Source organism: Paraburkholderia podalyriae, assembly GCF_014397785.1.
GTDB lineage: Bacteria > Pseudomonadota > Gammaproteobacteria > Burkholderiales > Burkholderiaceae > Paraburkholderia > Paraburkholderia podalyriae.
On record NZ_VZQQ01000128.1, the window covers coordinates 1 to 7,509 of the forward strand.

Below are 7,509 nucleotides of genomic sequence, written 5' to 3' on the forward strand. Positions count from 1 at the left end.
CTCGAACCCTGCTGCTTCATGCTTGCAATCGTCATGCGTTCTTCAGGCTGCAGTTGTTGGTAACTTCTTTTTTGCATTGGCACACCTTACACGAGCAAGGTGTTGCACTTCAAATTTGATCGCGCCCCGCCATTGAGAGCATTGAGAGGGGCAGCCAAGGATCTCGGGGGGAAGAGACTGTCTCGTTACAAGAAAGTCGAATGGTCGAGGTCGACCCTTGCGGGTCGCTCGGAAACGATCGTTAGCTATTGCAATTGTTGAACTCTTGCAAACCGATGCTCGTATTCGTATCGAGATTATCGCGCACTTTGTTAAGTGTTCACGAAGATCTGATTTGAAAATCTGAGCCGAATCCGTCGAGCAGTTTTTTGACCTTGGCATCAATGGTTTCCTTGGTCCAGGTGACGAAGCGGCGCCGGTGATACTTGGCGTGCTTCCAGAGGATTTCGATGAGATTCAGTTCGGGGCTGTAGGGCGGCAGATAGAACAGCACCATGCGATGTTCGAAAAACCATCGGTTGATTGTTTCCTGATCGTTGTGAAGGATCGAGGCGTTGTCGAGCACCACTAGCCGCGACGAGGACTGTTGATCAGGGTGTCCAGCGATAAATGATGACGCTGGTCCCGTTGTAGTTGTCCTTCGTGATCACGTACTCCCCGGTCGACCGACGGTACGATCTAAGGCCGTACATCGAATCCACGTCATTGCCGACGTACACGGTGTTGGGGTTGCTGTTGATCAACGTGGTGTCCAGGCTGCCTGTGGTCAGATTGAAGGCATCGATGTTGGGCACGGTGTGTACGTATCCGACGAAGAGATAGTTGCCGGCTGCCGTAATCGACTTGGGATTGGCGCTGGTGAGGTTGATCACCGGATTGGGAACAGTTGTGTTGCCTGCGAGCCAGCCGTGATACACCTCGATCCGCGTTCCGATCGACGTCCAGTCCGTGCTCCCGACAGCTCCCTGTGCCAGGATCATCGTGTCGCTTTCCGGCAGGTAGATGATCCGCGTCAATGGCGTGACCGTGCCTGGAATGGGCGTTGCAATGCCTGCTCCCCAACCCGGCTGACCGTTGGCATCGAAGCCGGTCAGCGGATAGTGCCAGATGGCATTCGTCTTGTCCAAACCGGCCCAGACGTCCCCTTTGCTGTCGAGGCAGAATCCGTCCCTGACCGGTGCGGCCGTATTGAACGCCGTTCCTGGAAGCGTGGCGTCCGGTATTGCGATGTAGCCATTCGCTGCATTGAAGTGGAAGAAGTAGAAGGTATCGGGATTCTGGCCGGACGCCACGAGGATCCGGTTGGCGCCGACGGTAGCAAGTTGACCGAAGTGCTCATCCCGTGAGCGATCGTTGATGTTGATGCGTGGATCGGATGGATAGTCGATCGGATCGACAGTGTTCGCTACGAAACTTCCCCCAGCGGTGCCAGTGTAGATGTTGGTACCGCCATAAAAGTATGTGCCGTCAGTACTCGGGTCCGGAGCGGCGACCCCCTCGAAGTTGAGAGACTGAAGCTTCCATTGCAGATGGCCAAAAATGTTGTAGGAGTGAATGTCGGTGCCGCCGTCGCGGCCGACGTCCCAGCTTCCGCCCCACGGGTTGTTGAGCACGTACAGGTTGCCGGCGGCGTCTTTGCCGATGCCGGTGACTCGGGTAAAACGCTTATCGCCAACCTGGCCTTTGATTCCGGTTGTCGTATCGAGATATCCCCCCTGAATGCCAAATGTACCGACCGGGAATGGAATGCCCAGGATGTTATAGATCTTGATGTTCATGTCGGGGCCCTCGTCGCCGATCATGAGACACCCGGTCGACGAATCGAAATACAGCGAGGACGGTCGAGAGGCGACAGACATCTGGATGGTGTTGACGTGCACGCCGGCCGGATTGAATTCGAGGATCGCGCCCGCACTCTTCTGCGCAACCCAGATGTTTCCTGCGTTGTCCACCGCGAGCGCGCCAGGGCTTGCGACGGCGATATCCTGCCGCCAGACGCCGTCGGTGGTGTAGACGCGGACGCGATTTCCAGGAAAGTCGCTCGCATAAAGGAGCGAACCCGACGTCGCGAGTCCCGTGATTACATCAGCCCGCTGCTCAGTCGTCGTCGCGCTGACCGGGATGAGAACGTCGCGAGTTTGGGTGGTTCGGTTGTACCGCGCCACCGTGCCGCTGCCGTAAGTAGTATTAAAATGCAGAGCGGCGAAGATCGAAGTTGCATTACCCGTAATGGCGCTGCCCTGAAAATCGCCGTGACCTCCTATGGACCCCAGGCTTTGGCCGTTCTGGTATATCGCGACACCACCTTCGTTTTCGTCCCACATGGAAGCCGTGTAGATGACGCCCTCGGGCGCTATCCACATGGAGCGCGCGACGCTACCCACGCGGGTCGCGTTGGTCCCAAACGTGTTCGCCACCCAGTCGGTGGTGTACTGCCCCTGGCACTCCGGCGCAAGTGTAGCGATCAGCAGTGCGGCAAGGAACGTGGCATAGATTCGTTTCATGATCGTGGAGCGTGCCCTCCTGAGGCACCGGAATTGGGGGATTGCGCGTTGGCCCATGCCCGCAGCGTTGACGATCTGATGGGCCTTGCGTGGGGACCGACTGACGGTTCCTGTGGCGGCCTTCCGTGTCGTGCTGGCATGCGCGCTATGGGGCTGGAAGATTCTTCGATCGGGAAGGGTCGTCGTCGAAGCGTGCCCGGCGCCGCTCGCCCGTTCGGTGAGCGGCGTTTCGCAGGAAAACGTCCTTGTCTACTCGCCGCTCCGGCAAGTGTCGCGTCTGTCCACCTCAACCCTGCGTTCGAGTGGTATATCGGCGAGGTGCGGAAAAAGTTGAGCTGTTCGCGTTTCCAGTACAGGCAAACGCGCTAGACCACAGCCCAAGCAGCGCTTTCAGCCGGTCCGCAAGGTGGATGAGCGTTCACGTGCCAACTGGCGGTTCGGGGTGGCAAGCGTGGACTGCAAGCGGGTGATTTCTCCCGAGGCGAAGGTGCGGTAAGGGCCGACTACAGAAGTTCGCGGCCGGGGGGCGTCTGACCGGACTCGGTCGGATGCCGGCCCTCGGCCATCAGGCGACGTTCGGGCATTGCCGTCGAGTGGCCGTTCATCATTCGACAGCAGCAGCCAGTGCGCTTCGATTCAACAGAAGCGGGAATCGCCCCATCGACAAACGGGGGCCACCTCTACGTGCCTTGAACACGTCGTGCCATAATCGCGCACCATGACGACCGTGTCGCTCCAACCGCCTGACCCATGCTCGCGCGTTTCCATCTGAAGATTGGCAGCCTTTTGGGATTGCTTGCGATCCTGATGGCGACTTTCGCGCCTGTGGTGTCTCAGACGCTCGCTTCGAGTCGCGATGGGATAGCTCTTTCGGCCTCGCTTTGCTCCGCGCAATCGATGCCAGACGACGCGCCGAATAACCAGGACGCTTCCCACTCACTGGCTTCCCACGGGCAGGCTTGCGGGTACTGCAACCTGCTTGCCCACATGCCGGCGATGCCAAGCGTTCAACCCGCTTTTGCCATTACGGTCTGGACAACCCAGCATCGCATTGCAACCCGGTTCAAGAGCGTTCGGCGCGTCCTGCCATTCACTGCTGCCCAGCCCCGCGCCCCTCCAGTCTCATCCTGATTTGAGTCTTACCGACGCGATGCATTCGCTGCATCGCAGTGTGTCGCGCGTCTGTTTCTGGACGTGCGACGGCATTACAACGACCTCAAACAAGGATGAACCATGCACACCATTTCAACGCGCGGTGGCAAACCGCTGCTCACGGCAGCAATTGTTTCGGCTGCCACGAGTTCACTTCTGCTAATCCCCTCGCTCGCAGCAGCTCATGCTATTGCAGGCGACCGCGTCTTTCCGGTGACCATGGCAGTGGATGACCCCGGTGTAGGCGACGAAGCAAATCTTGTGTACGGCCACCAGCGCGTCCCCGGCGACGATGGCGATCAAAGCATCAACACCTTCAATTTCGAGTACGACAAGCTGATCACGCCAAGGCTGGCCTTCTCGGTCACCGGCTCCTATGAGATGCAAAATAACCCGACCGCCCGTGGCTTCAATAATTTTGGTGTTGGCCTGAAATATCTGCTGTACGTCAACGACGCGCACGAGTTCATGACGTCCGTCGGCGTCAATGCCGAGTTTGGCGGCACGGGAAGCCGCGCGATTGCCGACAACTTCTCCACCATCTCGCCGACCATCTATGTCGGCAAGGGCATGGGAGACCTGCCTGATTCGCTGGCATACCTGCGTCCGATCGCGATTACCGCCGAAGCTGCGCCCGCCCTGACCACGGGCGCGGGACAGCCTAACGCCTTCAACTATGGCTTCACGTTCCAGTACAGCCTGCCCTACCTGCAGCAGCACGTACATGACCTCGGTTTGCCGCAACCGCTCTCGAACATCATTCCCATCGTCGAGGTGCCGTTGTCGAGAAGCCAGGGACAGACAACCGGCACGGTCAACCCTGGCTTCATCTGGATCAACCGCTATGGTCAGTTCGGCGTCGAAGCGCAGATTCCGGTGAACCGCGCGAGCGGCTCGCACGTGGGCATTCTTGTGCAGGCCCATATTTTCTTCGACGACGTCGCGCCCACAACGCTCGGCAAACCGCTGTTCCAGTGACGAAGGAGACCACGATGAAACAGAATCGAAGCCCCTGGAAACGGGGCATCGCGAGCGTGGCCGGGCTCTTCGCCGGGCTTGTTTTCGCCGGCGCCGCGTTTGCGCACGTGTTTCCGCAGAAGCAGGAGCCGGGAGCCGGCGCGAGCGTTGCTGCGCCGTCGCAGGTGAAGATCATCTTCGACGGGCGGCTGGAGCCGGCATTTTCGTCGCTCACGGTGACCAATGCCGTCGGAAAGCAGGTCAACGCCGATAAGTCCGTGGTCGACGCGCCTCAACCGGATGTGATCACCGTTCCGCTGCCTCCCTTGCAGGCCGGGCACTATACCGTGCACTGGGTGGCAGTTGCCTCAGACGGGCATCGCACCCATGGCGATTACGCGTTCGAAGTAAAGTAGGCGTCGGTGGCGTCGCGGCATGTTGAGTTCTACGTCGTGCGGTTACCTACCGCACGACCTTTAAAGCGGTGATGGCAAGACATTGCTTTATCGTTGATTGACTCGTTTCGATCGGCGGCAGACACCCGCCACTCCTAACTGAGAGGCGGCAACGGGTCGCGTGCCGCCGATCGCTGCCTTGCGAAGTTCGAGCGATGTATGCCGATTGCATGAGGCAGTGATCGGCCAGTAAGAGTCATTCGTCACGGCCGCCCCTTGGACGTTCGTGCGACCGCCACGCTCCGTGAACGGCCGATCGGCAAATGATGTGACGTCGCGTCATCCTGAGATTTTTCCGACAGCTGGACCATGTCGACACGCGCCGGAAGTGTGCGAATGGAAGAGCGGGCAGGCGTTGATTAAATCTAGAGGGTGAGGCTGCCGCGGCCGACAGGCGAGGCGGCCACAAATAAAGGCCGGCCCACGGTATTCAGCCGGCAGGAAATCGTTCGCAATAATGTCGCCTCACGCTCCGGATGTACAGATATGGGCAACTGATAACGGACAGTCAATGCGATCGCACTTCATGTTTTCAATCCCGTTTTGGTGCAAAAAAATTCCCAGAAAGCCACGTGCATCGCGCGTTCGCCAAGCTCCCACTTTTGCCACAGGCGTCTTGTAATTACCCACACCCATTAGCGGGCCGGTGTCAAGCGAGCAGCAAACTACCTGGCCGCGATAGCGGCCAGTTTCAACCTTCCAGTTCCCGATCGCAGCAGCCGGGCGCATCCGTTTCTTCAACTGGTGGCTGCGACGGATCGCGCCACACACCCATGTGGATCAGGCGAGCGGCGATGCAACCTGCCGTCGCCCTGGCGGCTTCATTCCGCCCCAGAAGAACGTTGGTACCGCAGTGCGTCCATGTGGTTGCACAAGTGCAGGGGCTGCCCGGGGGCGCCAATCGGTAGCTGGTTCGCACTGCAGGCGGTCCGCTTTTAAAGTGCTCATCGGGGACGGCGGCACGACATCCCATTCAAATTGGATGGGCTTTGAGGCCAGTGGGTAATTGGGGCTTGCCGGTCGCCGTCATCAACCTTTATGTAAAGCAGCGTGTGACATCAAACGGTTTGTGCTCCTTCAGAATATGGAAGCATGCACGGGCCAGTTTGTGGGCCAGCGCCTTGCGCGCCACGATGGAGTTGGTTCGGGCCTTCTTGCGTTCGTAAAATCGCCGGGCTTCAGGACAGTAGCGCTGGGCGAAGTTCGCTGCCTCGACGAACGCCCAGCACAGGTACGGATTGCCGTTCCTGACATTGCCTTCGCCTTTCTTCTTTCCGTTGCTCATGCGCTGGCTATCCACGCAGCGCGCGTAGGAGGCGAAGTTGCCGGCGCTGGCGAAGCGCTCAATCGGGCCGACCTCCAGCAGGATGACGGTTGCAAGAATCCGGCCGATGCCAGGCACGGTTGCCAGCAGTGCGCGGGCGGGGTTCGGTGTGACTTTTTCCTGAAGACGTTTTTCGAGGACATCGATCTGCGTGCAGAGCGTTGCGATGACCGCAACGTTTGCACGAACCGCGAGTGCGACGTCCTCGGGCAGTCCCATCAGGTTGATTGCTTCGTCGTCTAGCCGACGGACCTGGTTGCTCGTGATGCGTTTGCCGAGCTGACGCGCAGTAACGTTTTCTACCGCGAGGATGTGGCTGGTGCGGTTGCGCACCAGTTGCATACGCCTGCGGGCCAGGTCCCGCACGTTACGCGCTTCGGGGGGCAGAATTGTGCCCGTGGGCACGATGCCCAGTCGCAACAGGTGGGCCAGGTAACGCGCGTCCGTCTCGTCACCGCTATGCTTGAGCCCCTCGTATTGCTTGATCGCCGTCGTGTGCGCAAGATGAACCGTGAAGCCCTCTGCCTGAAGACCGTCGACGAGCCAGTACCAGTTGTACGTACTATAGAAATGTTTCTATAGGACCTTTTATGGACGCCCCGGAGTTATGCACGGTTTGTCGTTGAGGACAACGGAGTGCGCGGCGTGGGTACCGATATGAATCGAAGTACGGGACCGCGCCGCGCGAGCCTTTGAATTCCTGAGCATTGCTGGGCTCACCGATCGGATCAGTTCACGCGGCCGAGCATAATCACAAGCCTTCGAGGAACTGCAGCACACGGTCGGTGGGCCGGTAGCGCCGTTGCCTGCTGTGGGGCAATTGAAGCGTACTGAGGGCACTTTCCTTCATCGCCAGGTCTGCCTCTATGTACATGTGCGTGGTCGCCGGATTCTCGTGACCCAGCCACAGCGCAATGACCGTGAGGTCAACTCCAGCCTGAAGCAGGTGCATGGCAGTCGCGTGACGTCAATGTCGTTAGAGACATTGGCGACACTATGTGCCCTTCCTGACTATGTCGGGTAACGTGGATGGGCTTCCTCGATCACCTTTGGTACTGTGGGTTGCGCAGCGATGTACCCGGCTAGTCACCCGACATAGTTTTCCGGTGCTACAAGC

General features: G+C 59.0%; 5 protein-coding genes and 2 pseudogenes. 3 read left to right on the forward strand and 4 right to left on the reverse strand.

The genetic code is table 11. From position 1 onward, the window contains the following. Positions 1-319 precede the first annotated feature (319 nt). Positions 320-607 (reverse strand): transposase, encoded by a 288-nt coding sequence (locus tag F6X42_RS46210; RefSeq protein ID WP_376776521.1) that lies wholly within the window; start codon positions 605-607, stop codon positions 320-322. Then, positions 591-2,504, reverse strand: coding sequence for an SMP-30/gluconolactonase/LRE family protein (locus tag F6X42_RS40990; protein ID WP_222945908.1), 1,914 nt, complete (start codon positions 2,502-2,504; stop codon positions 591-593). Before F6X42_RS40990 ends, F6X42_RS46210 begins: the two co-directional genes overlap by 17 nt. A 750-nt stretch (positions 2,505-3,254) precedes the next feature. On the opposite strand from F6X42_RS40990, the gene F6X42_RS40995 reads away from it, so the two are divergent. The 3 genes from F6X42_RS40995 to F6X42_RS41005 all read left to right on the forward strand — a co-directional run bounded on the left by F6X42_RS40995 (position 3,255) and on the right by F6X42_RS41005 (position 5,029). Beyond that, a complete protein-coding gene (locus tag F6X42_RS40995) occupies positions 3,255-3,635 on the forward strand; it encodes a DUF2946 domain-containing protein (protein WP_187639488.1) in 381 nt (126 codons plus the stop codon). A gap of 102 nt (positions 3,636-3,737) precedes the next feature. Beyond that, positions 3,738-4,634, forward strand: a complete 897-nt coding sequence (locus tag F6X42_RS41000) for a hypothetical protein (RefSeq protein ID WP_187639489.1) — start codon at positions 3,738-3,740, stop codon at positions 4,632-4,634. A gap of 14 nt (positions 4,635-4,648) precedes the next feature. Further along, entirely contained in the window at positions 4,649-5,029 is a 381-nt protein-coding gene (locus tag F6X42_RS41005; RefSeq protein WP_187639492.1) for a copper resistance CopC family protein, read from the forward strand. 1,075 nt (positions 5,030-6,104) lie between these two features. On the opposite strand, the pseudogene F6X42_RS41010 reads toward F6X42_RS41005, so the two are convergent. Continuing rightward, positions 6,105-6,956, reverse strand: a pseudogene (locus F6X42_RS41010) (IS110 family RNA-guided transposase); the annotation flags it as partial. A 187-nt stretch (positions 6,957-7,143) separates the two neighbouring features. Next, positions 7,144-7,359: pseudogene (locus tag F6X42_RS41015) on the reverse strand (tyrosine-type recombinase/integrase); the annotation flags it as partial. Positions 7,360-7,509 lie beyond the last annotated feature (150 nt).